Below are 25,620 nucleotides of genomic sequence, written 5' to 3'. Positions count from 1 at the left end.
GAAATGTGGCTATAATGAGAAGAATGCATTATTGGCTTTTACCAAAGGATGCTTAAATAGTTCAACAATAACAATATTGTAAATAATAAATATGTTTACAAGCGATATCGACAAACGCATGGTCACAATCGACAAACGCATGGTCACAATCGACAAACGGTTATTTCTAGTCGACATTTTTTGTCTAGGGTTTGTAATTCATTCCTTAAGAGCTGATCAATTGGATGGAATTTGTATTCATGTGGTACTGAGATAGGTAAAAAAGATTTGTGAATCAACCAGGAACAGAATATCTTTTTAATCAATGGTATTTTGTGAACCGCAAGTACGAAATGGAGAAAGATTTTTTGTGTAAAAAAACCGATTCGGAGTGGAATCGGTTTTTTCTGATATGTGAGTTGAATTACCTGATTTGAGCTCCCAATTGTTTTTCGTAGCTCTTAATCAACTTCTGCATGATTTTATCAATCTGCTTGTCGTTTAGTGTTTTTTCAGTATCCTGAAGGATGAAACTTACGGCATACGATTTTTTATTCGCACCTAATTTTTCCCCTTCGTACACATCGAATAAAGAAACAGATTTCAATAATTTCTTCTCACAGTTAAAAGCAATTGTCTTCACCTCAGCAAAGCTTACCGACTTGTCGATTAACAATGCAAGGTCTCGCTTCACAGCAGGGTATTTAGGCAATTCTGTGTAAGAAACTTTGTTTTTCATGGCTTCTTTAATAATGGTAGCCCAATCGAAATCAGCATAGTAAACTTGTGTGTCAATATCCATTGCTTTTAGGATTTTTCCACTAACCATACCCATTTCAACCAAAACAGTTTTCTTAACACCATAGCTCAATCCTTCAGTGAACTGATCGTTTTCAGTTTCTCTGATACGAAGCTTTTCAAGATTGAAACCCAAACGTTTCAAAATATTCTCAACGTAAGCTTTCATGTGGAAGAAGCTTGTTGGTTCTTCTTTCAGGTTCCAACTTGTAGCAGTTTTGTTACCACACATGAACACACCCAAACGCTCTTTCTCGAAGTAGTTGTCTACCGGATTTTCATTTTCAGGATTTACAATGTGTTGATATGATTTACCAAACTCATAAAACTTCAAATTAGAATTTCTACGATTGATATTGTAAGCTACACACTCTAAACCTCCGAACAACAATCCTTGACGCATTGCGTTCAAGTCTGAACTTAGCGGATTAAAAATACGAACGGTTTGCTCTTGTTTAAAGCTTTCCAATCCTTCGTAGTATGATGCTTTTGTTAAGGAGTTGTTCATGATTTCGTTGAAACCAGCAGCTGTCAACATATCAGCAATGATATTTCTTAGCTTGTGCTCGTCAATTTTTGGAGCATAGCTTAGCGAAGCGTTTACTTTTGCAGGAACTTCAACATTGTTGAAACCATAAATACGCAATACCTCTTCAACGATATCAGCTTCACGCTTCACATCAACACGATATGGAGGAACCAATAAGTTTAATGTATCACCATCTTCCTTTTCAATTTTGATTTCAAGAGCCTCAAGGATGTTTTTAATGGTTTCTTTGCCAATCTCTTTACCGATTAGGTTCTCGATTCGCTCAACGCTTACCTCAACCTTGAAATCTTCAACAGGATTTGGATAGATATCCACTACATCAGATGCAATTTCGCCTCCGGCAATCTCTTTAATTAAAAGAGCTGCACGTTTCATTGCATAAATTGTATTGTTAGGATCAGTTCCACGTTCGAAACGGAATGAAGCATCGGTATTTAAACCGTGGCGACGAGCCGTTTTACGTACAAATACTGAGTCGAAATACGCACTTTCAAGGAAGATATCAGTAGTTGATTCGCTAACACCCGATTCAATTCCACCAAATACACCGGCAATACACATGGCTTCCTTATCGTTGCAGATCATCAAATCTTTCTCGTTCAATTCTCTCTCAACTTCATCTAATGTTTTGAATAAGGTTCCGTCGGCAAGTGTTTTAACTACCACTTTGCCGTTGGTTGTTGCATAATCGAATGCATGCAATGGCTGACCGGTTTCGAATAATACGTAGTTGGTAATATCAACAACATTATTAATTGGGCTTAAACCAATTGCCTTAAGGCGATTTTGCAACCACTCTGGCGACTCAGCAACTTTTACACCGCTGATACAAACACCTGAGTAACGGTGGCATGCCTCGTTATTTTCAACCTTAACATCGATAGGCAGTTTGTTGCTTTCAACTTTAAAGTCTTCAATCGATGGAAGTTTATAATCGATCTCTTTTTGTTGCTTTAGATAAGCTGCCATATCACGAGCTACACCAATATGCGAAGCACCATCAATACGGTTAGGTGTTAAATCAATCTCGATGGTTAGGTCATCTTCAATATTGAAATACTCTTTAGCAGGAGTACCCACTTTGGCATCTTCAGGAAGAACCATAATGCCATCATGACCATTTCCAAGTCCGATTTCATCCTCGGCACAAATCATACCCATCGAAAGCTCACCTCTGATTTTTGATTTCTTAATGGTAAAACTATCATCTCCGTCGTACAAAACAGTTCCAACTGTAGCAACTACCACTTTTTGTCCGGCAGCAACATTAGGTGCTCCACAAACAATAGGTAAAAGTTCGTCGCCATTAACATCAACGCTTGTAATGCTTAAATGATCTGAGTTGGTATGAGGTGCACAAGTTTTTACTTCACCAATTACCAATCCTTCTAAACCTCCTTTAATTGACTGAAATTTCTCAATTCCGCCAACTTCTAAACCGATTTGAGTTAGAATCTCATCCATTTCTGCTGGTGAAAAATTAATGTCGATATAATCTTTCAGCCATTTGTACGATACCTTCATTTGTATGTATATTTTATCAGATAATTATCAAATTATACTTGTAAACAGAAGTAGTTTGTCTCTTGTTTACAAGCTTACAAAAGTAGAAATTTTAGGCTCAAGTACCAAAGAACATCTAAGGATAAAGTGGTTAAGTTTTTGTTTGGTTTAAATCTCTTGTAATGGAATTGCTTATTGCCCCAAATTCGGATATATTTGTACAATTATCAAAACAATAATATGAGCGATAAACCAATTATACTTGTCACTAACGATGATGGATTAAACGCCAAAGGAATCAAGGCTTTGGTAGCTATGGTAAAAGGTTTTGGCGATATCTACGTGGTTGCCCCAAACCGTTCTAATTCAGGAAAATCAAACTCCATAACAGTTGAAGTCCCAATCCGAATTAAAAAAGTTCGAGATGAAGAAAATTTACACATTTATTCATGTAAAGGAACTCCTGTTGATTGTGTGAAATTGGCCTTGAATAAGATTTTACCACGCACACCAGATTTTTTGGTTTCAGGAATTAACCATGGTGCCAACACATCGGTTAGTGTGCTTTATTCGGGTACAATGGGAGCTACTATAGAAGGTTGTCTGAATGGAATTCCATCAATAGGATACTCATTAAACGATTTTAGCGCCGATGCCGATTTCTCGCAAAGTGTAAAATATGGACGTAAAATATTTGCGAACCTTATCGAGAAAGGGTTGGAGAGAAGTGTTTGTTTGAACGTTAACTTCCCGAAAGGAGATATCAAAGGCATTCGTGTTTGTCGCCAGGCTGATGGTCGTTGGAAAGAAGAATTCGACCACCGACAAGATCCTTTTGGCGGTGACTATTATTGGTTGACCGGCTATTTTAAAAATGCAGAGCCAAATGCCGAAGAGACAGATGAGTGGGCCATTAACAATGGTTTTGCCTCTGTTGTTCCAACCAAGATCGACATGACTGCTCATCAACTGGTCGAAGATCTTAAAACATGGAATTATGAAATCGAAGATTAATTCTACCATTCTGGGACTTGTTATTGGAATTATTGTGCCGATTCTGTCCATTTGGCTGGCCTTTATCTTTCGATTTCAGGATGAGTTAAGTCTGGAGCAGTTTGTTGATAGTCTATTAATTCACCGGATATACACGAAAGTGATGGCTTTGGGCGTGTACTTTGGAAACATAGTATTTTTCTTTCTGTTTATTAAAACCGATTTGCTGAAAGCTGCTAGGGGAATCCTTTTAGCTACGATATTATATTCTTTTGCCATTATGGTTTTCCGTTTCGGATTTTAAGTATAATAACCAGTTACATCGGGTCATTCAATCAAAATTTATAACTCTATGAGATATTACATCATAGCTGGTGAAGCATCAGGAGATCTTCATGCATCGAATTTAATGAAGGAACTTAAAGTGGAAGATGCTGGAGCAGAATTCCGCTTTTGGGGTGGCGACCTTATGCAGGCACAGGGAGGAGAGCTTGTGAAGCATTATCGGGAAACCGCTTTTATGGGATTTGTGACAGTCCTAAAAAACCTGGGAAAGATTCGTGCAAATTTTGCATTGTGCGAAAAAGATTTGATTGAATACAAACCAGATGTGTTGATATTGGTAGATTACCCTGGATTTAATTTGCGAATGGCAAAGTTTGCCAAAGAGCATGGCATACGTGTTCATTACTATATTTCACCCAAAATTTGGGCCTGGAAAGAGGGGAGAGTGAAAAAAATAAAAGCTTATGTGGATCGCATGTTTACCATTTTTCCCTTCGAAACTGATTTCTATAAAAAACACAATTACGAAGTAAGTTTTGGTGGAAATCCACTGTTGGATGCGATTGAGAACAGACCCAATAAAGGTGAATCTTTCGAGGATTTTACAGCAAAGAATCAACTATCGGGGAAACCAATTGTTGCCCTATTGGCCGGTAGCCGTAAACAGGAAATCGAGAGAATTCTGCCTGTCATGTTAGAAGTTGTAAATGATTTTCAGGATTATCAGTTTGTGGTTGCTGCTGCACCTTCCATCACAAAAGAATTCTATGCCCAGGTAGTTGGAAATCGGGATGTGAAATTTGTTTACGGACAAACTTATGATCTTCTGCAACAATCGAGAGCTGCTTTGGTAACATCTGGTACAGCGACTCTGGAAACGGCACTGCTTAAAATTCCCCAGGTGGTTTGCTACATTACCGGCGGAGGAAGAATTCTTTTTTCTATTGGCAAGAGATTACTCAAAGTAAAGTACATTTCATTGGTTAACCTGGTGATGGATCAATTGATTGTAAAAGAATTAATTCAGCACTACTGCAATAAAAAGAGCATATCTGATGAATTAAAACAGATTGTTGAGGAAGGCAATTATCGATCAGAAATGCTTCACAATTATCAGTTGTTACATGAGAAATTAGGCGGAGCTGGAGCCTCTTCACGTTTTGCCAAAATGATTGTTGAGGATTTGAAAGCCCAATAAGATTATTGCGGCAATACCTGTCCGCTAGCCTTCTGGTTGTTTATTTGCACTCGATTTACTTTGATGTGCGGATTTCCCTTGTAGTATACATTCCCCGAATTGTAGAATGTAACCTCTAAACTATCGGTGGCCCAAATGTGTGCATCGGAAAGACTATTTTGGCCAATTCGACTGTTTTGACTTTCTAATTCTGAAGCATAAATATTTGTACTGCCATTTAATGTGTATTCGGCCAAATCGCTTTTTCCTTGAAGTGTAATTTTGCAGCCTGGTGTACCCTTGGAATGAAAACGAAGTTCAGAACAATCAATGCTAAGATTGATTTCGGCAACATGAGTTTCTTCTGAAATGAGAATGTTGAATTTGTTTCCTTTCAGTGTTCCCCGATTACTAATATTGCAAGATGTTAGTGTGTGAATACTAAAAATTTCGGGAGCGTAAATTTCAATTGTAGGAATATCTAAATTGTGGAACCAGTTGCTATAGTCATGTTCGAGCTGTAGTATAAGATTATTATTGGAATAGCTAAAAGCAGCATAAACATTATCGCCACCTTTAAATGTGATAAAATGCGTTGAATTATTAATAAGTACAACATGAAAGATTCCATTCAACTCAATCGCATTGAATGGCTGTAGCTCAATGGTTTTTTCCATGTATTCTCCCGAATCTTCAGTAGGGTTAAGAAACGAACAGGAAAGCATGTTGGTGTACAACAAGATGATTATAAAAAATCTGAAATGTCTCATATGCGTTTCTTTTTATTGAAGTAATAACCCAGGCCAAAGGCAATATATTCCGATTGATCGAAATAGGTTTTTAGGCTAATATTGACTAATAAAAGATTGCTAAACTTATAATGCAGTCCTATCCGATTGTATATCAGGTTAGAGGATGGTTTAGATTTATAGTAAGTGTAAGTTCCTACCTGTGTTGTAAAGCTAAACTTGTTGAAAATCAGGTCGTGAGACAGGCAAACTCCCTGGTAAAAGCGATGATCAATATCAGTTTGTGGATCTAAATTCCAATTGCCACGATTGATGGATTCATCGTAAAACAGATCCAAGCCTAAACCAATTCTTTGTTTGGAATTAATTCCCCACGCATACTTTAATGTGATTTCGGAAATGTAGTATTTGTGAGGATCGTTGATGCTTTTTTCTCGAAATGCATGATTCCAAATAAGGTTGAACTCATTATCCAATTTGGGGTAATCAGCCTTTAGTTTGAAGTATTCCTTCTTTTTTCCGAAATGATACGATATGCCTAAAGTTGAATTGATGGAATTATAGCCATCGTTTGGATGTTGGGTAGATCCATTGGAAACATGACTATAATACAATCCACCCGACACTTTAAAATTGGAAATGAAGTAGCTAAGGTTCAATGACAAATTGATATGTGCATTGTACTTTGAGCCAATTAAGCTGTTGGCATAATTATCGATAGGGTGATAATGTTCGGATACACGCGCAAACCCAAGACCAACGCTGGTATGAATTTGTACATTCTTCCATTCTTTTAGCCCAAAATCGATATAAGGATAAACTGAAGTAATCCTGCCAAGGACCTTGTCATTTCCAAGCGAACCACTGTAATAGGCAAGGCCAATTTCCGTAACGGAATATTGATCTATCCAGTTTTTGTTCGGATTTGGGTGAATCCCCAATCGAATTTCGTAAGCCGACACAGGATCTTGTATCAGGTAATTAAGCTGTGGGTTTTTAGGAAGAATTAGGCCGTAATGATATATGAAACTTGCGCCAAGAGCACGCTGTCCCATTTTTTCTTGCGTAAAGCCAGCAGTTACAATACAAATTAGTCCTACAAGTAGAATCCCCCTCATGCCATCCCCTCACATCATTACATACCTCAACCATATTGTAAGATATCTATAAAAATTACCTTATTTATTTAATCCGAAAAGAAGACGATTTGTTCTTGATTTATTTTGCGGATTAAATTCGCGGGCGGGTTAGTGACTCTATTTAAGTTACTTCAAATTAGTGGGATAGAAAAATATTATTTTTCGGGCATTACCTTTCCTGTTGCATTTTGGTTGTTCACCTGAATGTATTCTACACGAATTTCCGGACTACCTTTGTAATAAATATCGCCCGAATTGTAAATGGTAACATCCAAAGATTGTTCCGACCACACATGAGCATCGCCAATTCCGTTTTGTGCAATACTTACCTCCTGGCATTGAAGATCTGTGGCCAGGATATTTGTAATGCCATTCATGGTATAAGTGGCCTTATTGCAAGTGCCTGACAAACGAAAACCACCACTTACACTACCATGAGCATGAAAACGCATCGATTCCAGTTTCAATTTCAGGTTTAATTCAACAAGTTCGGCATTGCTTGTTACATCGATATACAAACTCTCTTTTTCCAAAGTGCCTTCAGAACTTATTTCAGCTGGGGCATTAATGGTAATGGTATTTAAATTGCTCGAATGTACTTCGGCTACAATTAAATCGTAATTTCTCAACTTGTTTTTATAGCTGTGATTGATGCTAAGTACGCCATCTTCATTGCGAACTTCGCATGTTTTGATTTTATTCTCGCCAGCCTTTAAAATCAAATAATCAGAATCATCTTCAACAAAAACGATCCTGAAATAATTATCATTCTTCACATTAAGGATTTTGCCTGTTTCATATACCTTCTCTGTATATTCTCCTTCATTTTCGAAAGGATTTAATCCATCGCAGGAAAGTAAACAGGAGCAAAAAAGGACAAGTATTATTCGATTAATCATTTTTCTTCATATTAAATCTGTAACCAATTCCCCACTCAATAAAATCTGCTTTGCCTAAATGGGCTTTCAAACTTAAATTTGCAACAATTTTATTACTCACATTGTATCTTAAACCAACTCTCGAATAAATGGGCTTTTCAGGATCTGTTTTGTACAAAGCGTATACACCAATATGAGTAATGAGGCTAAACTTTTGAATCACCAAATCGTGACTCACATATAATGCCTGACTGAGTCGATCCTGAAAGGAAGTTGCCGGAGAAAAATTCCAATCTCCACGGTTTGCGCCTTCGTCGTAGAAAATATCTATTCCAAAACCAATTCTCTGTTTCGAATTAATTCCAAACGCATAGTTAGAAGAAAGGCTGCTTGCAAAATATTTATTTTCATCTATTTCGGTGGTTTGTTTTAGGCCTCCACTAAAAATAATTGTAAGCTCATTATCCAGTTTAGAATATGTGGCAGGACTTTTAACTTGCCGTTCTATTTCATTAAAATGATATTGAATTCCAATATTTGCTGTTGCCATATTAAGTCCTTTGTTGGGAACATTAATCGATCCATTGGAAAGGTGCTGAAAACCAATCCCTACATTGGCCGACCATTGCTTCCCAATTTGGTAAGAGCTACTGAGCAAAAGTTTGAAAAAAGCATTCAATTTCGAACCAATCGCCACATTGGTATAGTTCTCGCTTGGGTGAAAGTGTTTTTTGGTATGAGCTACACCAAACCCGGTTTGTAAGCGCAAATTTCCTTTCCTGTAATCTTTTAAATTAAAATTGATATATGGAAAAAGTGCATTGGTGTTGCCCAATACTTTATCATTTCCCAGGCTTCCACGATAAAAACCAATTCCTATTTCGGGTTGATTGTACATTTTAGACCATGACCTATTGATAGAAGGAAGAATGCCAAAATTGAGTTCAAGAGCCGCAATCTGATCATTCACCAAATAGTGAATTGATTTATGGTGGGGGAGAACAGCTCCGTAATGATATCTGATTGTCGTATGGAAAACATCTTTTTTTTCACTTTCTTGCGCATAGCTGTTCAAGAAAGTGAAGGCAGAGAATAAAAGTAGCAAGCAATTTTTCATGTTCAAATTTATGTAAGTTAAATGAATTGGCAAACAGGTTTTTTCTACTAAAATAATTTTGCAAATTTGTAATAGTAAAGATTTATAATTCACACTTTATGCTAGCACTGCTCACGAAGGAGTTCCGATCGTTTTTCAGTTCTCTGACAGGATACCTCATTTTATCTGTTTTTTTAATTGCTACCGGTTTGTTTGTCTGGGTATTTCCTGGTTCAAATAATCCTTTAGATTCCGGATATGCCAACCTAAATGTTCTGTTCGAAATGTCGCCATGGATTTACTTGTTTTTAATACCGGCAGTTTGCATGAGATTGTTTGCCGACGAAAAGAAACAGGGAACCATAGAACTGGTTTACACTCGCCCAATAAAAGAAGGCGAAATTGTATTGGCAAAATATTTTGCAGCTCTACTGGTAATTGCAGTTTCCTTACTATTCTGTCTGGTATATTATTTTTCTGTGTACTACCTTGGAAGTCCTGCCGGAAGTATCGACTCGGGAGCATTTTGGGGATCAATTATTGGTTTGTTTTTATTGGCTGCTGTTTATGTTGCCATAGGAGTTTTTTCAAGTTCTGTTACCGATAACCAAATTGTGGCTTTTCTTTTGGCAGTAGTACTTTGTTTCCTTATCTATATTGGATTTGATTATCTGGCTGAACTAAACTTATTCCAAAATATGCAATCAGATATTTATAACCTGGGCATACAGGAGCATTACAAATCGATTTCACGAGGAGTTCTCGACTCAAGGGATTTAATCTATTTTATTGGGGTTATTGTAGCTTTCTTATTGATCACAAGAACAGTTTTAAAAAGTAGAAAATGGTAAAAGAGAAAGCGATGATAAAGAACAGAAGAAGAAAGGATATTTTTAATCTGCTATTTTCCCTAATTGCTTTGAGTATTGTGATACTTGTATTGCAATCCTATTTTTTTCGAATAGATTTTACTGCGGAAAAAAGATATACCCTATCGGAAAATACAAAGAAACTGGTGAGCTCTCTCGACAAGGATTTGTACTTTGAAATATACCTGGCTGGCGATTTGCCGCATGGTTTTAAAAAACTACAAAAAGCAAGTATCGAAATGCTTGATGAGCTGGAAGCATATTCCAATGTAAATATCAGCTATGCTTTAATTAATACAAGCGATATTCCCAATCCAAAACAGAGGAGTGAAATGTATGACCAGCTGGCAGCACGGGGATTAAAGCCAACCAGTTTGCAAGAGAGAACTACCGATGGAAGCTTAAAACAGAAGATCATAGTACCCGGTATAATTGTGCATAACAGGGAGCAGGAAACTTCGGTTCACCTGCTGAAAAATGTTGCTGGTTTATCTGCCGAAGAAAATTTGAATCATTCCATTGAAACCATAGAATTTGAGCTTACAAAAGCGATTCGACTGCTACAGAATAAACAAGTGAAAAATATTGCATTTTTAATTGGAAATGGAGAATTAAATGAGTTCGAAGTTGCCGATTTTACTGCATCATTGCTACAAAAGTATGAGGTTGATCGTGTTCCTGCCAAACAACTTTTGAGAGCTGATAAAAAATACGATGCCCTGGTTATTGCTCAGCCAAGAAATGAATTTTCAAGAGAAGATAAGTACAAGATTGATCAGTATTTGATGAATGGAGGCCGAATTCTTTGGTTGGTAGATGAAGTTGTGGCCAGTATGGACAGTTTGCAGGTAAAAGAGAGTACCTTGGCCTATTATAAACCTTTGAATATCGAAGACCAGTTGTTTACTTATGGCGTTCGTATTAATCCTGATTTGATCATGGATATTCAAGGGCAACTGATTCCTGTTCAGACAGCATTGCCAGGTGAAAAGCCAAAATTCACACCGGCTCCCTGGTATTATTCGCCATTGTTACATGCACCGGAAAATCATCCAATAACAAGAAAACTAAATGTTGTAAAAGCAGAATTTGCAAATTCTATCGATTGGGTGGGCGAAAACCAGAATGTTAAAAAAACAACTTTGCTTAGCAGTTCGGATTACACACGTTTGGAAAAAGTACCTAGCCTGGTGAGTCTTGAAATTGTTAATCAGAAACCAAAGCCTGAAGATTTTGCAGCAGGGAGAAAAAAAATTGCTGTTTTACTCGAAGGGAAATTTAAATCGGCATTTGCAAACCGAGCCTGGAAAGGAATTGACAGAAGCACTTTTAAATCGGAAAGCGATGAAAGTAAAATGATTGTAATTTCGGATGGCGACATCATTAAAAACAGGGTTCGTGGAGTAGGGAATAATCGCCAGATTGAAGCTCTTGGTTACGATCGCTACTCGAGAAAAACCTATGGGAATCGTAATTTTCTATTGAATTGTGTCGATTACTTATGCGACAACGAAGGTTGGATGGAGCTGAGAGCACGTGAAGTGAAACTGCGTATGCTCGACAAAACCAAAATCCGATCGGAAAGACTATTCTGGCAGATTATCAATGTGGTATTGCCTTTATTCTTTTTGTTCGTTTTTGGAGTATTAAGATATTTTATGAGAAAAAGAAAATTTGCAAAATCTTAAGCCTCGAAAAAAAATTTATGATTTTTAATTTCATGCGGATCTTTATATTATTGGTAATATTCTCGTTTGAAATAAAATCGGAATTTTATTTCGTAAATCGACAAATCTTTTTTGGCTTTAGAATATCGTCAATCCTTAATAAATTTGTATATTCACCACTTAATATCAAGCTAAAATAAGTTTTAATTTTGAACTTGTTTAAGCGCTGAAAAATAGAATTTTAGGTTAACTTTTAAATATTATGCAAATGAAATTTGTAGTATCAAGTACAGAATTGTTAAGTCATTTACAGGCCATCAGTAGGGTTATCAGTAGTAAAAACACTTTACCGATCCTGGATAACTTCCTTTTTGAGCTTAAAGATGGCGAGTTGGTAGCAACTGCATCTGATTTGGAATCGACTTTAATTACTACTATTCCTCTAGAAACTTCGGAAGGAGATGGAGTAATTGCTTTTCCAGCTAAAATTTTGACTGATACTTTAAAAGAATTTCCAGAACAACCACTTACTTTCGATATTGACAGTTCTTCTTTGGCTGTAAAAATTACATCAGAAAATGGTGTGTTCAGTATTGTTGGACAAAATGGTGAAGATTTTCCAAAACTTCCTGAAAAAGAGGAAAACAGTTTGGTAAACATTACCGTTGAAAGCGATGTTCTTTTAACAGGTGTAAACAAAACCTTATTTGCTACCGCTGATGATGAACTTCGTCCGGTAATGAATGGTATTTTTGTAGAATTGGGTAATAACGACCTAACATTTGTAGCTTCTGATGCACATAAATTGGTTCGTTATAAACGTTTGGATGGAAGATCTGATGTTGAATCATCATTTATTCTACCTAAAAAACCTGCTTCTTTATTACGCAATATCCTGCCAAAGGAAGAAAATCCTGTAAAAGTGGAATTCGATGATAAGAATGCCTTCTTTACACTATCGAACTACAAATTAATTTGTCGTTTGGTTGAAGGAAATTACCCAAGCTATAACTCGGTAATTCCTAAGAATAACCCTAATGTTCTTACCATTGACAGAGTTGAATTGTACAATACACTAAAGCGTGTTTCTGTATTTTCGAACCCAGCAAGCAACCTGATTAAGTTTGAGCTAAAAGCAAACGAATTGGTTGTATCTGCACAGGATATCGACTTCTCAATCTCGGCAAGAGAAAGATTGCTTTGTCAGTACGAAGGACAAGAATTGGAAATCGGATTTAAATCAGTATTCCTATTGGAGATCCTTTCAAACATTTCTTCGTCGAATGTGATGGTTGAATTATCGGACCCAACAAGAGCGGGTATTTTCTTACCATACGACAACGAAAACGCCGATGAAGATGTATTGATGCTGTTAATGCCAATGATGATTAATGCATAGACAGATTTTAAAAAATCAATAAATAATGATATTAAAAACCTAACAGAGAGTATATTTCTGTTAGGTTTTATATTTTTATACCGTTTAAAAAACTACAATAAATAATAGATGAATCTTAATTTAAAGAATCCAATAGCCTTTATCGATTTAGAAACAACAGGAATTAATGTTGCCAAAGATCGTATCGTAGAAATTTGCATTGTAAAAGTAAGTCCCAATGGCGAAGAGGAGGTTAAAACCTATCGGGTTAATCCAGAAATGCCTATTCCTGCTCATGCTTCGGCAGTTCATGGAATTAAAGATGAGGATGTAAAGGACGAACCAACTTTTAAAGAGCTGGGTAAAAGCATAGCTAAATATTTAGAAGGTTGCGATTTGGCTGGATACAATTCGAACCGTTTCGATTTCCCGCTATTGGCCGAGGAGTTTTTGCGTGCCGATATCGATTTTGATATGCGCAAACGAAAGTTTGTTGATGTACAGACCATTTTCCACAAAATGGAACAACGCACATTAACCGCTGCTTACCGATTTTATTGTAATAAAGAGTTGGAAGGAGCTCATGGTGCCGAAGCAGATACTTTGGCAACTTACGAAGTGCTTAAATCACAATTGGATAAATACGATTCTTTGGAGAATGACATCGACTTTTTAGCCAAATTCTCATCGCAAAATAAGAATGCCGATTTTGCCGGATTTATTATCATCGATGAAAAAGGAGTAGAGCGATTTAACTTTGGTAAAAACAAAGGAAAAACAGTTGAGGAAGTATTGGAAAAACAGCCAGGTTATTATGGTTGGGTGATGAATAGCGATTTTCCACTGTATACAAAGAAAATTTTAACCGAAATTAAACTTCGCGGATTCAACAAATAATCCAATTGTAGCACAGAAATGTTATTGAGAGTTGATCTCATATCTAAAATCTAAATTATGAAGATATTAGCTATAGGAAGAAATTACGTAAATCATGCAAAGGAGCTGAATAACCCGGTACCAAAAGAACCTGTTGTATTCTCCATGCCCGATTCAGCTTTACTAAAAAATAATAACGATTTCTATTATCCCGATTTCTCTAAAGATATTCATCATGAATTGGAAGTGGTGGTAAAAATCAACAGAGTTGGTAAGAATATTCCGATTGAGTTTGCTCATCGTTACTACGAAGAAATTGGACTGGGAATTGACTTTACAGCTCGCGACATTCAGGCCGAATGCAAGAAAAAAGGCTTACCATGGGAAAAGGCAAAAGCATTCGATGGAGCTGCGCCAATCAGTAAATTTATTCCTAAAAATAAATTCAAATCGGTTGATAATCTGAATTTTAATTTAGATATCAACGGCGAAAGGGTACAGTCGGGAAATACAGCAAATATGATTTTCTCTATTGATTACCTGATTTCTTACCTGTCCCAGTTTTTTACCTTAAAAATTGGCGATATGATTTATACAGGAACACCAGAAGGTGTTGGACCAGTAAAGATTGGAGATCATCTTGTTGCAGATTTGGAAGGCGAGAAACTTTTGGATTTTCATGTAAAATAAGACACAATACAGGATAAATTCTGTATTTAAGATATTAGAAGCGACCATTAACTTATGTTGATGGTCGTTTCTTTTATAAATGATTGAATGGTAGTTGATTTAGATTTAGATAAGATTTCTATTATGTTGCAAAATAATGATATTTAACAGATTGAGTGGGGGGCTCTATCCGGTGAAAACCTTTTAAATCAGGGAAACATGATTATATTTGTATCGATTTACAACTAAAATACTTTTATGGAGTATCAACATTGGGGCAAATTGATTCGTGATAGAATTGAAAAATTCGGAGATCGAATTGCAATGCGCTATAAAGATGAAGAGAGCAATAAGTGGATAGGTGTAAGCTGGAACGAATTTGGTTTACAAATTCGACAAGTATCTAAAGCTCTTATGAAATTGGGTGTAAAAGAGAAGCAATCTGTTGCTATTTTCTCTCAAAACATGCCCGAATGGATTACCGCCGACCTGGCTATTATGAGTGTTCGCGGTGTTTCCGTTCCAATATATCCTACAAACTCAACAAGCGAAGCAAAATACATCGTTCAAGATGCAGAAGTTCAGGTAATTTTTGTTGGTGAACAAGAACAGTACGATCGTGCAATGGAATTAATTCAAGATGTTCCGCATGTGAAAATGGTTGTTGTTTTCGATAAAAAAACAGAGCTGAGCGATCACGACCGATCCATGTATTGGGATGAGTTCATCATTAGTGGACAAAATTCAGGCTTGGGTAAAGCATTCGACGAACGCTTTTACAGCGGACAGTTTGACGACCTTGCAACCTTGATTTATACATCGGGAACAACAGGTGAGCCAAAAGGAGTGATGATTGATCACAAGAACATATCAAGTGTATTGGTCTCTCATGATAAAGAGCTAAACGTATCCGAAAATGATACATCTCTTAGCTTTCTACCTTTGAGTCATGTTTATGAACGAGGATGGTGTTTCTTCTGTTTCCACCGTGGAATTGAGGTGTACTTCAATCGTGATCCGAAGCAAATTGCAGAGATCATGAAAGAAGTAAAACCAACACTAATGTGTACGGTGCCGCGATTGTACGAAAAAATCTATTCAGGAATCAAAGATAAATCTCAGGAAGCCTCGCCAACAAAACGAGCACTATTGAATTGGTCGATAAAAGTTGGCGAAAAGTATTACAACCAATACCTGAGATTTGAGAAAAACGTTCCGCTAGGTTTAAAATTAAAGCATCGAATTGCCGATAAGTTGGTATTGAGTAAACTTCGCGGAATTTTAGGAGGAAGAATCAATTTTACCCCTTGTGGTGGAGCTCCTCTTTCCAGAGAAATATTAGAGTTTTTCCATGCTGTAGGAATTAATGTGAAAGTGGGGTACGGGCTTACCGAAACCATGGCAACAGTTAGCCTTTACGGCGATAAGCATATCGATTTTGGAACTGCCGGACATACCATTATTGGAACCCAAATTAAAATTGGTGAAAATGATGAGATCATGGTGAAAGGTCCGGGTGTAATGCGTGGTTATTACAAAAAGCCGGAAGCTACAGCCGAAGTTATGAAAGATGGTTGGTTCTGTACAGGAGATGCTGGTAAAATGGACGAGAAAGGAAACCTGATTATCACTGATCGAATTAAGGATTTGATGAAAACTTCGGGTGGAAAATATGTGGCGCCTCAGAAAATTGAAACCACACTGGTTAACGATCAGTTTATCGAACAAATTGCAGTAATAGGCGATTGCCGTAATTACGTTACCGCATTGGCGGTACCTGCTTTTGGTCCGTTACAAGCATATGCAATTCAGCAAAATATTGTGTTCAATTCAATTGAAGAACTCTTAACAAACTCACAGATTATTGAGTTTTTCGAAAAGAGATTTGAAGAATTGCAGAAAGAGCTTTCAAGATTCGAGAAAGTGAAGAAATTTACCTTGCTTCCTACAGAATTTACCATCGAAGCAGGAGAAATTACCTCTACTCTTAAATTGAAAAGAAAAGTAATTCAGGAAAAATACAAACATCTTATCGAGAAGATGTACAAGGAATAATATCACCATTTTGGTGATCAAAAAGCCCGAAGGATATGTTATCTTTCGGGCTTTGTTTTATGCTGTATCCAGACTTATTGTTTCTGGGCAATCATTCCAATCCACGGACTGCCATCTTCATAAGGCTTTCCTCTTAAATTGGCCCAATAATCTTTGGCCGTAAAGCCATGTTCTTCTACCATAGCGATGGCTCGTTTTACAGAGAAATAGTGTTTCCAGATGTGGTGCGTTCTCATTTCTCCATTCTTAAAAATTAAGGTGTATTTATCAAGGCGAACTTTCTCCTTTTTGTATTTGTAGTGCGATTGCAAAAGCAGGTGTTCCTGATCGCTCCAAAATCCATCTTCTTCGCTAATGTACCACGATTGATCTGGTTCCCGGGTTTCGAAATAGTACTTGGTAAACACATCAAAAATGAGATATCCTCCGGGTTTTAATGCTTTGTATACTTTCTTTAGCAATTTATCACGATCCTGATGCGAAAGCACACATAAATCTCCGTAAATCAGACTCACCACATCAAATTCATTTTCGTAATCAATTTCGAGGTAATCTTTGCAAAGGTAATTAATGGGATAGCCAAATTCTGCAGCCTGTTCCTTTGCATACTGAATGGAGTTTTCCGAAAAATCGATACCGGTTACTTCAAAGCCCTGTCCAAAGAAATTTTCGCTGTACAATCCCGGACCGCAGCCTAAGTCAAGGTATTTGCTATCTTCGGGAAGCTTCATATAGGCGCAAAGCCAATTTACTGCTTGTATGATATTTTCATATTTTCTGGATCCCTGATCAGAATCATCGTCAAGATGAGCATACAAAAGGTGCTCAGAAATGTATGGATCCTGCCAAAAATTCCCGTCATCCTTGGCAAATAGCTTGGGTTTCTTTGTTATTTTTTCAAGATCGCTAAAATTAAGAAGTCCCTGGCCAGTTATTAGCTTCATAAAACAAGTGGTTTGAATGTATGATTAGTCGTGTCAACCGATGATTATAAAATTTGCTGCAATTTTACTCTTTTTATTCCTGGTATGCTACCCAAATCGTTGGTTAATTCATTTAGTTTAACCCTTTCAGAAATTTGAACGGTTAGGTAATAGCTGATCTTATTTTCATCGTAGTGTTTTTCTATATCAATGGTATGTATTGCTACTTTATGATTTTGTAAAATGGCTTTAAATTGATCGGGCGATACCGCTTCGTTTTTCACATGAATATGAAGGCGCTTGATGAATTTTCCGGAGAATAACTTTTTTCCCATCATATCTAATGCGATTAAAGAAACCAACAATATTGCAGTTCCAATAATTGCACCCATATACATACCGGCACCTATGGTAAGGCCCAGGGCAGCAATCACCCAAATCGAAGCAGCAGTCGTTAATCCTTTTACATTTACACCAAACTTCATAATGGCGCCAGCACCTAAAAAACCAATTCCAGATACAACCTGTGCTGCAATTCGTCCTGGATCTCCATTTTGGAAATTTTGAAATGTTTGAGGAACAAAGATGGATAGAAGCATAATTAAGGTAGCACCCATACAGATCAGAATATGAGTTCTCAGTCCAGCCGGTTGCCTGTGTGTTTCGCGTTCGAGCCCAATTATAGCACCTATAAAAAAGCTAAATAGCAATCTCCAGAAAATGGTTTCTGTTGTAATTTCGGTTGAGGATATGAACTGGTTAAAATAATCCATTGGCTACATTAATGTTTGCGTTTAATCATTACATCGTACCTGTCGAGGTATTGAAAGCCTAAATTTTTGTAGAGTTTAATGGCATGCCTGTTTGTCTCGTGAACCTCCAGTTTAATTTGCATGTTTGCCTTTTTTGCATGCCGCAAGGCGGTTTCGCTTAATAGTCTTCCGTATCCTTTCTGCTGATAGTTCGGATGTACTCCCAAGTGATGTAAATACAGCCTTCGAGAGTCGTTTGTAAGCCAAATGGTACCAATGCATTCATCACTGGTCAGGTCTTCAAGAATCCAGAATTTACCACCAAACTGAAGACTTTTTTCAATGGTAAGGGCAGAATCGGCACGCTTTTCATCGGCTAAGCCTGTCAATTCCCACAAACCAAGCACTGCCATAAAATCATGAGCTTCATATTCCCTAATCTTGATTTTACTCATCGTCCTCTTTCTTAATTACATAAACCTGGCCTGTTTCAAATCGAATCACCTCAACTTCAGTTTCTTTATCGATAAAACCATCTTCCGATTTGGCATCATAAATCTGATTGTCGATAATCACTTTACCCGAAGGACGAAGTACACTCATTGCAATCCCTGTTTTTCCCACCATGCTTTTGGCGCTCATGTCAACACCAACATATCCTTCTTCGGCATTTTCAACTGTACTTAATGCCAAATGCCCCAGCAGTGAGCTGGATGTAAACAGCTTTTTACTCATGTATATGGATCCTACAATAGATACCAACATTGAAAAAATCACCAATAGTAAAGAGGCTACGATGGCTTTGATATGTCGAGGTTCAAATTCAAATGCTACATTATCAACCAAGCTTAAGGTAAGGCCCGTAATAATAAAAATGATTCCTGAAACTCCCGCAACTCCAAAACCTGGAATCACGAAAATTTCGACGGCGAGCAGAATCACTCCAACCCCAAAAAGAATAATCTCCCAATTTTCTGCCATTCCTTCCAAATAAAGAGGAGAGAAGTAAAGCACTGCGGCAATTGCCGAGGCTAAAATAGGAAAACCAATTCCCGGTGTTTGCAGCTCAAAGTATATCCCACCAATAATAATCATGATTAGAATACCCTGAAGAACTGGATTGATCATGAAATCGACCACCTTTTCGATGCCCGATGGTTCGTAAGCTCTAATCGTATATTCTTTTACACCGGCTTTTTTCAGTACTTCATCCACATTGTTGGCAATCCCTTCGCAATAACCATTTTTTATCGCTTCATCAGGTGTAAAGGTTAATACTTTGCCCGTATCGATTACATTTTCGATATAGGTTCTCGGATCTACCATTGCTTCGGCAATCAGTGGGTCGCGTTTCCATTGGTAAATGGTATCGCCAGCCTGCACAATTGTATCCTTACCGTGCGATTCGGCAGTAGCTCTCATGGTTGATCTCATGTACGACTGATATTTATCGGGCATAGCCTGACCGGTTTGATTTACCACAGTGGCTGCTCCAATATTTGCACCTGGACGCATGTAAATGCTATCGCAGGCAATGGAAATTAAGGCTCCTGCCGATGCTGCATTATTGTCTATGAATACATAAACCGGTTTTTCCTGGTTTAAAATTGCGGTACGAATCGAATCGGCATGTATTACCATTCCTCCGTAGGTATTCATGTGAATCAGAATCAGATCTGCATTTAAGTTTTCAGCTTCTTCGAAAGCATCTTTGGTTTGGCGCCAGGCAGCCGGACCAATTTCTCTTTTAATATCGAGTTTATAAACTAGCTTTTCTGTTGATACCGATGTGGAATCAGAAGTGATACTGGCTTGCACCGAGAAAGTGCATAACAAAATCAGGAAAGAGAGAATGATTTTACTGAAACGATTCATAAATATACTTTTTGATGTTTATTGTATATAAGATAACAATTAAGTTGCAATATTTCTTTTGAGAATAGAAGATTTAACGCTTTTCCTTTTCCCAGATTTCATTCACAGCCAAAGTACCGGCCACTACAGATATAATTGCGGCAAAACTAGAAAAGGAAACCCCACAGAAAGGGACAATCAGACAAAGCGAAAAAACAAAACCATTGGCAATTACAATTCCCTTATTTTCTCGCATGAACTGAACACTTTCCTTAATGCTTAATCTTTTTCGTTCAATGGCATAATCCATGAAGGAAAATCCATAGAAATAGGCCGATATAAAGAAGAGTATAATTGCCGAAGCCCAACCAATAATAGGCACAAAACTAAGGATAAACATTAGTACGGTTAAAACCAATTCGATACAGAGGTTACGTACGGCGATAAATACACCACGGAGAATGTCTCGCATTAACTGTCTGAATTCAAAGGGATAATCGTTACCGGTTTTAATTTTCTCGGTTCGTTCCGATAGATAAGAGAATACCGGCGACATGATAATGATGATGATATACCCACCAAAATAGGCGAAAATCAGGAAGAATAATACTTTAAAAACAACCCAGATAAATCCGCCAATGGTTGCCTTTAAAAACCCTGAACCCCAGAAATCGGCATTTTCCAGGTCTAACCAGTTTTGCAAATAGGTCTGCGCTTGTTCCGATAAGCCTCCAATGTAATCCCAACCTATCCAAAATAGTAGAATGTTCAACAAAAGAGGGAAGATAAAAAACCAGGCAAGTCTCTTTCTAAATATGTAATTCAAGGCTTCTGTATAGGTGCGTAAGCCAAAGCTAAAATCTTTAATAAATTTCATGTTTTACCAGATGTGAAATAACAATTGTGTGCTTTAACAAAAATAAGATTAAATGTGAAATACTAAGAAACTTAATCTAAAATCTTAGGTCACATATTTCACATCTTTTGCTTACCTTTGTGGCTCTAAATAACCATTATTGACATTTAATATTTTAGAAATGCAAAGTTTGACAGCAATTTCGCCGGTTGACGGGCGTTACCGTGACAAAGTAGACGTATTGGGTGAGTATTTTTCAGAGTACGCATTGGTACGTTACAGAGTGTTGGTTGAAGTAGAATATTTTATTGCTCTTTGCGAGGTTCCTCTTCCGCAGTTGAAAGATTTTAACAAAGATTTATATACCGATTTGCGTAGCATTTACCTTGATTTTACTGTTGAGGATGCGCAAAAAGTGAAAGATATCGAGAGTGTAACGAATCACGATGTTAAAGCGGTTGAGTATTTCATCAAAGAAAAGTTTGATGCTTTACAGCTTGAGAAATACAAGGAATTCATCCACTTCGGATTAACTTCTCAGGATATCAACAACACAGCAACTCCATACTCTTTAAAAGATGCTGTACACGATGTTTATTATCCACTACTGGATCAGCTAATTGTAAAACTGGAAAGTCTTGCTGAAGATTGGAAAGAAATTTCGATGTTGGCACGTACTCACGGTCAGCCTGCTTCTCCAACTCGTTTGGGGAAAGAAATTCAGGTATATGTATACCGATTGAAAAAGCAATTAGATTTGTTAAAGAGCGTGCCATGTTCTGCTAAATTTGGTGGTGCAACGGGTAACTTTAATGCGCACCATGTAGCATATCCTGAAGTAGATTGGAGAGAATTCGGAAATCACTTTGTGAATAATATTCTGAAATTAGAGAGAGAAGAGTTAACAACTCAGATTTCGAACTACGATAATATGGGTGCTATTTTCGATAACCTGAAACGTATCAATACCATTTTGGTTGACCTGAACCGTGATTTCTGGACCTACATTTCCATGAATTACTTCAAGCAGAAGATCAAGAAAGGTGAAGTTGGATCGTCGGCAATGCCTCATAAAGTAAATCCTATCGATTTTGAAAATTCGGAAGGTAACTTAGGTTTGGCAAATGCCACTTTCGAGCATTTGGCTACAAAATTGCCAGTTTCTCGTTTGCAGCGCGATTTAACAGATTCTACTGTACTAAGAAACATTGGAGTGCCTTTCGCTCATACCATTATTGCATTTAAATCATTACTAAAAGGTTTAGATAAACTATTGATTGCAAAAGAAGCATTCGAAGCAGATTTAGAAGCAAACTGGGCAGTAGTTGCCGAGGCTGTTCAAACCATTTTGCGTCGCGAAGGTTATCCAAACCCTTACGAAGCATTAAAAGCTTTAACAAGAACCAATACTCACGTTACCCAGGAAAGTATCGCAGAATTTATCGATACCCTTGAAATTAGCGATGGTTTAAAAGCTCAATTGAAAACAATTAGTCCTGATAATTACACAGGAATCTAGAAAACATTAATATTTGTTAATACTTTGTTTTTAGGCTGTAAGAGTTGTACTTTTACAGCCTATTTTTATTGGGAAACGCCTATAAACCTTCCCAATAATGATGTTTAACTATTTATACTTTTAATGAAAGATTTTATTAAAGTTCTTAAGCGCTTCCTTCCTCCGTACAAAGGAGATACAATTATGATGTTTGTGTACAATCTATTGGGAGCCATTTTCGGTGTTTTTTCATTGGGTGCAGTTATACCGGTATTAGATACTTTTTTTAATAAAAGTGTTGATGTTGCAGTGTATGAAAAATTGCCATGGGAACTAAATACCAAAGCAATAATGCACAATTTCAATTACTACATTACTTTTATTAAGGATGAGTATAGTGCTGAATATGCCTTGTTTTTTATTGCTGCCATTGTATTAATTCTGGTGTTTTTGAAAGTTCTTTTTGCTTTTCTGGCATCATACCATAGTGTTAACATTAGAAATGGCGTGGTAAGAGATATGCGCCAAATCATATATAATAAAATGATTTCATTGCCTCTTCCTTTTTTCTCAGCAGAGAAGAAAGGAGATATTATTGCTCGTTCAACGGGAGATGTTCAGGAGGTAGAGAACTCTGTAATGAGTTCTATAGATATGATATTCAAGAATCCAATTCTGATATTGGTTTACCTAATCGGTTTATTGGTAATTAGTCCTCAGCTAACATTATTTGTTTTTATCATGTTGCCAATTGCAGGGTATATTATTGGATTAACGGGTAAAAAACTGAAAAAATCTTCGCGTGAGGGTCAGAACAAAATGGGAGATATTTTATCAACCATTGAAGAGAGTTTGTCTGGTTTAAGAATTATCAAAGCTTTTAATGCAGAAGAAAAAATGAATATTCGTTTTGCATCTGAGAGTAATTCTTACAGAAGAATCATGAATAGCATGATGCGTAGATATGTTTTGGCTCATCCTGTTAGTGAGTTTATGGGTACATTGGTGATGCTTATAATCATGTGCTATGGAGGTATGCTAATTCTTAATGGAACAGGAAACCTGGATGGTTCAACCTTCGTTGTATACCTTGGTATGTTCTTCTCAATAATCGCTCCTGCAAAGGCTTTTTCGAAAGCAGCATATACCATTCAGAAAGGTTTAGCTGCAATGGATCGAATCGATCAGTTGTTGGATGCTAAATCAACTATTACAGATAAGGAAAATGCAAAAGAGGTGAAAGAGTTTGAAAACTCCATTGCATACCACAACATCACCTTCTCCTACAATGGAGAAAAGAAAGTATTAAGGAATGTTGACCTGGAAATCCCGAAAGGGAAAACTGTAGCACTGGTTGGACAATCGGGATCGGGTAAAACCACTTTCGTGGATTTGTTACCAAGATTTTACGATGTAAACGAGGGTAGTATTCAGGTAGATGGTTTAGACATTCGCGATTACAAAATGAAAGATTTGCGTAACCTGATGGGGAACGTAAACCAGGAATCCATCCTGTTTAACGATACCATTTTCAATAACATTGCTTTTGGTGTTGAAGATGCAACAATGGAAGATGTTGTGGCCGCAGCAAAAATTGCCAATGCACACGACTTTATCAGCGCAAGCGAAAATGGGTACCAAACCAATATTGGTGATAGGGGAAGTAAGCTATCGGGTGGACAACGACAGCGTTTAAGCATTGCCCGTGCGGTGCTTAAAAATCCTCCAATAATGATTTTGGATGAGGCTACTTCGGCCTTGGATACCGAATCGGAAAGATTGGTACAGGATGCTTTGGACAAGCTGATGGAAAACAGAACTTCACTGGTGATTGCACACCGTCTTTCAACCGTAAAAAATGCCGATTTAATTTGTGTGTTCCACGAAGGTGAAATTGTTGAACGAGGCAAACACGATGAGTTGATCGAAAAAGATGGAGCCTACAAAAAACTATATGATATGCAGTTGCTGTAGATTGGACTCTACTGAATTAGCAGATCCTTCGACTCCGCTCAGGAACCTTTGGAGCTGCAATTTAAAATAAGGTATGCTGTTGACTCCACTCAGGAATCTTTGGRACTGCAAATMATWTAAGGACGCAGGTCCCTGAGCGAAGTCGAAGGGCCGATAAAATAAATAACGCACTACAATTTTTTGTGGTGCGTTTTGTTTTTACATGCTGCTAATATTTTCAATTCCTCCTTATGATTATTTATTAAGGCTTCTTTCTTTTTTCTGGACCAACCTTTTATTTGTTTTTCTCTGTAGAATGCATCATCAATTCTGTCAAATTCTTCGAAATAAACCAACTTTAGGGGTAAATGTTTTTTGGTAAATTTGGCACCTATACCATTCATATGTTCTTCCAGGCGTTTATCTAAATCTTTCGTGCTACYTGTGTAATAAGAGCCGTCCTTGCATTGTAATATGTAAGTGTAACAAACCATAATAAAAGAGTTTTATTGTTAAAGATAATGGTTTTGTTAATTTACGGTCCTTCGACTCCGCTCAGGAACCTTTGGARCTGCAATTTAAAATAARGTATGCTGTTGACTYCRCTCAGGAACCTTTGGAACTGCAATTTAAAATAAGGTATGCTGTTGACTCCGCTCAGGAACCTTTGGAACTGCAATTTAAAATAAGGTATGCTGTTGACTCCACTCAGGAACCTTTGGAGCTGCAATTTAAAATAAGGTATGCTGTTGACTCCACTCAGGAACCTTTGGAACTKCAATTTAAAATAAAGTATGCTGTTGACTTCGCTCAGGAACCTTTGGAGCTGCAATTTAAAATAAGGTATGCTGTTGACTCCACTCAGGAACCTTTGGAGCTGCAATTTAAAATAAGGTATGCTGTTGACTCCACTCAGGAACCTTTGGAACTKCAATTTAAAATAARGTATGCTGTTGACTCCGCTCAGGAACCTTTGGAGCTGCAATTTAAAATAAGGTATGCTGTTGACTCCACTCAGGAACCTTTGGAACTGCAATTTAAAATAAGGTATGCTGTTGACTCCGCTCAGGAACCTTTGGAACTGCAATTTAAAATAAGGTATGCTGTTGACTCCACTCAGGAA

Annotated in this window: 24 protein-coding genes; 12 read left to right on the top strand and 12 right to left on the bottom strand. The window is 37.2% G+C overall.

Annotated elements, in window-relative coordinates; translation table 11 throughout:
* Positions 1-9: 9 nt before the first annotated feature.
* Together ELS83_RS06730 and pheT are read right to left on the bottom strand one after the other, a co-directional pair.
* On the bottom strand, positions 10-177 hold the full coding sequence (locus tag ELS83_RS06730; RefSeq protein WP_171594772.1) for a hypothetical protein: 168 nt from the start codon (positions 175-177) through the stop codon (positions 10-12).
* 226 nt (positions 178-403) lie between these two features.
* A complete protein-coding gene (gene pheT / locus ELS83_RS06725) occupies positions 404-2,851 on the bottom strand; it encodes a phenylalanine--tRNA ligase subunit beta (RefSeq protein ID WP_171594771.1) in 2,448 nt (815 codons plus the stop codon).
* A 219-nt stretch (positions 2,852-3,070) separates the two neighbouring features.
* Between pheT and surE the strand changes: the two genes are divergently transcribed.
* Genes surE through lpxB form a run of 3 tightly spaced genes read left to right on the top strand, consistent with a single transcriptional unit; the run spans position 3,071 to position 5,306 of the window.
* Positions 3,071-3,844 (top strand): 5'/3'-nucleotidase SurE, encoded by a 774-nt coding sequence (gene surE / locus ELS83_RS06720; protein WP_171594770.1) that lies wholly within the window; start codon positions 3,071-3,073, stop codon positions 3,842-3,844.
* Positions 3,828-4,127: a hypothetical protein gene (locus ELS83_RS06715; protein ID WP_171594769.1), complete on the top strand. Its 300-nt coding sequence runs from the start codon at positions 3,828-3,830 to the stop codon at positions 4,125-4,127. Before surE ends, ELS83_RS06715 begins: the two co-directional genes overlap by 17 nt.
* A gap of 48 nt (positions 4,128-4,175) precedes the next feature.
* Positions 4,176-5,306: a lipid-A-disaccharide synthase gene (lpxB, locus tag ELS83_RS06710; RefSeq protein ID WP_171594768.1), complete on the top strand. Its 1,131-nt coding sequence runs from the start codon at positions 4,176-4,178 to the stop codon at positions 5,304-5,306.
* Positions 5,307-5,308: 2 nt separating this feature from the next.
* Here lpxB and ELS83_RS06705 read toward each other — a convergent pair whose 3' ends face one another.
* The 4 genes from ELS83_RS06705 to ELS83_RS06690 form a co-directional block, all read right to left on the bottom strand.
* Positions 5,309-6,055: a head GIN domain-containing protein gene (locus tag ELS83_RS06705; protein ID WP_171594767.1), complete on the bottom strand. Its 747-nt coding sequence runs from the start codon at positions 6,053-6,055 to the stop codon at positions 5,309-5,311.
* Positions 6,052-7,152 (bottom strand): acyloxyacyl hydrolase, encoded by a 1,101-nt coding sequence (locus ELS83_RS06700; protein ID WP_171594766.1) that lies wholly within the window; start codon positions 7,150-7,152, stop codon positions 6,052-6,054. Before ELS83_RS06700 ends, ELS83_RS06705 begins: the two co-directional genes overlap by 4 nt.
* A gap of 176 nt (positions 7,153-7,328) precedes the next feature.
* Entirely contained in the window at positions 7,329-8,072 is a 744-nt protein-coding gene (locus ELS83_RS06695) for a head GIN domain-containing protein (protein ID WP_171594765.1), read from the bottom strand.
* The gene (locus ELS83_RS06690; RefSeq protein WP_171594764.1) at positions 8,065-9,168 is read right to left on the bottom strand and encodes an acyloxyacyl hydrolase; all 1,104 of its coding nucleotides are present in this window, start codon (positions 9,166-9,168) and stop codon (positions 8,065-8,067) included. The genes ELS83_RS06695 and ELS83_RS06690 overlap by 8 nt, the downstream gene beginning before the upstream one ends.
* Positions 9,169-9,266: 98 nt before the next feature.
* On the opposite strand from ELS83_RS06690, the gene gldF reads away from it, so the two are divergent.
* The 6 genes from gldF (at position 9,267) to ELS83_RS06660 (ending at position 16,661) form a co-directional block, all read left to right on the top strand.
* The gene (gene gldF / locus ELS83_RS06685; protein ID WP_171594763.1) at positions 9,267-9,998 is read left to right on the top strand and encodes a gliding motility-associated ABC transporter permease subunit GldF; all 732 of its coding nucleotides are present in this window, start codon (positions 9,267-9,269) and stop codon (positions 9,996-9,998) included.
* The gene (gene gldG, locus ELS83_RS06680) at positions 9,992-11,704 is read left to right on the top strand and encodes a gliding motility-associated ABC transporter substrate-binding protein GldG (protein WP_171594762.1); all 1,713 of its coding nucleotides are present in this window, start codon (positions 9,992-9,994) and stop codon (positions 11,702-11,704) included. The genes gldF and gldG overlap by 7 nt, the downstream gene beginning before the upstream one ends.
* 247 nt (positions 11,705-11,951) lie before the next feature.
* Positions 11,952-13,082 (top strand): DNA polymerase III subunit beta, encoded by a 1,131-nt coding sequence (dnaN, locus tag ELS83_RS06675; RefSeq protein ID WP_171594761.1) that lies wholly within the window; start codon positions 11,952-11,954, stop codon positions 13,080-13,082.
* A gap of 108 nt (positions 13,083-13,190) precedes the next feature.
* Positions 13,191-13,958 carry a 3'-5' exonuclease gene (locus ELS83_RS06670; protein ID WP_171594760.1) on the top strand — a complete coding sequence of 256 codons (768 nt, stop codon included), beginning with the start codon at positions 13,191-13,193 and terminating at the stop codon, positions 13,956-13,958.
* Positions 13,959-14,015: 57 nt separating this feature from the next.
* Positions 14,016-14,627, top strand: a complete 612-nt coding sequence (locus ELS83_RS06665; protein WP_171594759.1) for a fumarylacetoacetate hydrolase family protein — start codon at positions 14,016-14,018, stop codon at positions 14,625-14,627.
* A gap of 237 nt (positions 14,628-14,864) precedes the next feature.
* On the top strand, positions 14,865-16,661 hold the full coding sequence (locus ELS83_RS06660; protein WP_171594758.1) for an AMP-dependent synthetase/ligase: 1,797 nt from the start codon (positions 14,865-14,867) through the stop codon (positions 16,659-16,661).
* A gap of 74 nt (positions 16,662-16,735) precedes the next feature.
* Here the strand turns inward: ELS83_RS06660 and ELS83_RS06655 are convergent, their stop codons facing one another.
* The 5 genes from ELS83_RS06655 to ELS83_RS06635 form a co-directional block, all read right to left on the bottom strand.
* Positions 16,736-17,605, bottom strand: coding sequence for a class I SAM-dependent methyltransferase (locus ELS83_RS06655; RefSeq protein WP_171594757.1), 870 nt, complete (start codon positions 17,603-17,605; stop codon positions 16,736-16,738).
* A 44-nt stretch (positions 17,606-17,649) separates the two neighbouring features.
* On the bottom strand, positions 17,650-18,357 hold the full coding sequence (locus ELS83_RS06650; protein ID WP_171594756.1) for an MgtC/SapB family protein: 708 nt from the start codon (positions 18,355-18,357) through the stop codon (positions 17,650-17,652).
* 8 nt (positions 18,358-18,365) lie between these two features.
* A complete protein-coding gene (locus ELS83_RS06645; RefSeq protein WP_171594755.1) occupies positions 18,366-18,791 on the bottom strand; it encodes a GNAT family N-acetyltransferase in 426 nt (141 codons plus the stop codon).
* On the bottom strand, positions 18,784-20,211 hold the full coding sequence (locus ELS83_RS06640; protein ID WP_171594754.1) for an NfeD family protein: 1,428 nt from the start codon (positions 20,209-20,211) through the stop codon (positions 18,784-18,786). Before ELS83_RS06640 ends, ELS83_RS06645 begins: the two co-directional genes overlap by 8 nt.
* Before the next feature lie 73 nt (positions 20,212-20,284).
* Positions 20,285-21,067, bottom strand: a complete 783-nt coding sequence (locus ELS83_RS06635; protein WP_171594753.1) for an EI24 domain-containing protein — start codon at positions 21,065-21,067, stop codon at positions 20,285-20,287.
* Between the two features lie 160 nt (positions 21,068-21,227).
* Between ELS83_RS06635 and purB the strand changes: the two genes are divergently transcribed.
* Both purB and ELS83_RS06625 read left to right on the top strand, forming a co-directional pair.
* Positions 21,228-22,565 carry an adenylosuccinate lyase gene (gene purB / locus ELS83_RS06630; protein ID WP_171594752.1) on the top strand — a complete coding sequence of 446 codons (1,338 nt, stop codon included), beginning with the start codon at positions 21,228-21,230 and terminating at the stop codon, positions 22,563-22,565.
* Between the two features lie 123 nt (positions 22,566-22,688).
* Positions 22,689-24,518 carry an ABC transporter ATP-binding protein gene (locus tag ELS83_RS06625; protein WP_171594751.1) on the top strand — a complete coding sequence of 610 codons (1,830 nt, stop codon included), beginning with the start codon at positions 22,689-22,691 and terminating at the stop codon, positions 24,516-24,518.
* 170 nt (positions 24,519-24,688) lie between these two features.
* Here ELS83_RS06625 and ELS83_RS06620 read toward each other — a convergent pair whose 3' ends face one another.
* Positions 24,689-24,991: a GIY-YIG nuclease family protein gene (locus tag ELS83_RS06620; protein WP_171594750.1), complete on the bottom strand. Its 303-nt coding sequence runs from the start codon at positions 24,989-24,991 to the stop codon at positions 24,689-24,691.
* Positions 24,992-25,113: 122 nt separating this feature from the next.
* Here ELS83_RS06620 and ELS83_RS06615 point away from each other — a divergent pair.
* On the top strand, positions 25,114-25,620 hold a 507-nt coding region (locus ELS83_RS06615; protein WP_171594749.1), incomplete at its 3' end, for a hypothetical protein.

Origin of the sequence: Marinifilum caeruleilacunae, assembly GCF_013141825.1 — a bacterium.
GTDB classification, from domain to species: domain Bacteria; phylum Bacteroidota; class Bacteroidia; order Bacteroidales; family Marinifilaceae; genus Marinifilum; species Marinifilum caeruleilacunae.
This window is presented reverse-complemented; position numbering and strand designations above follow the sequence as displayed.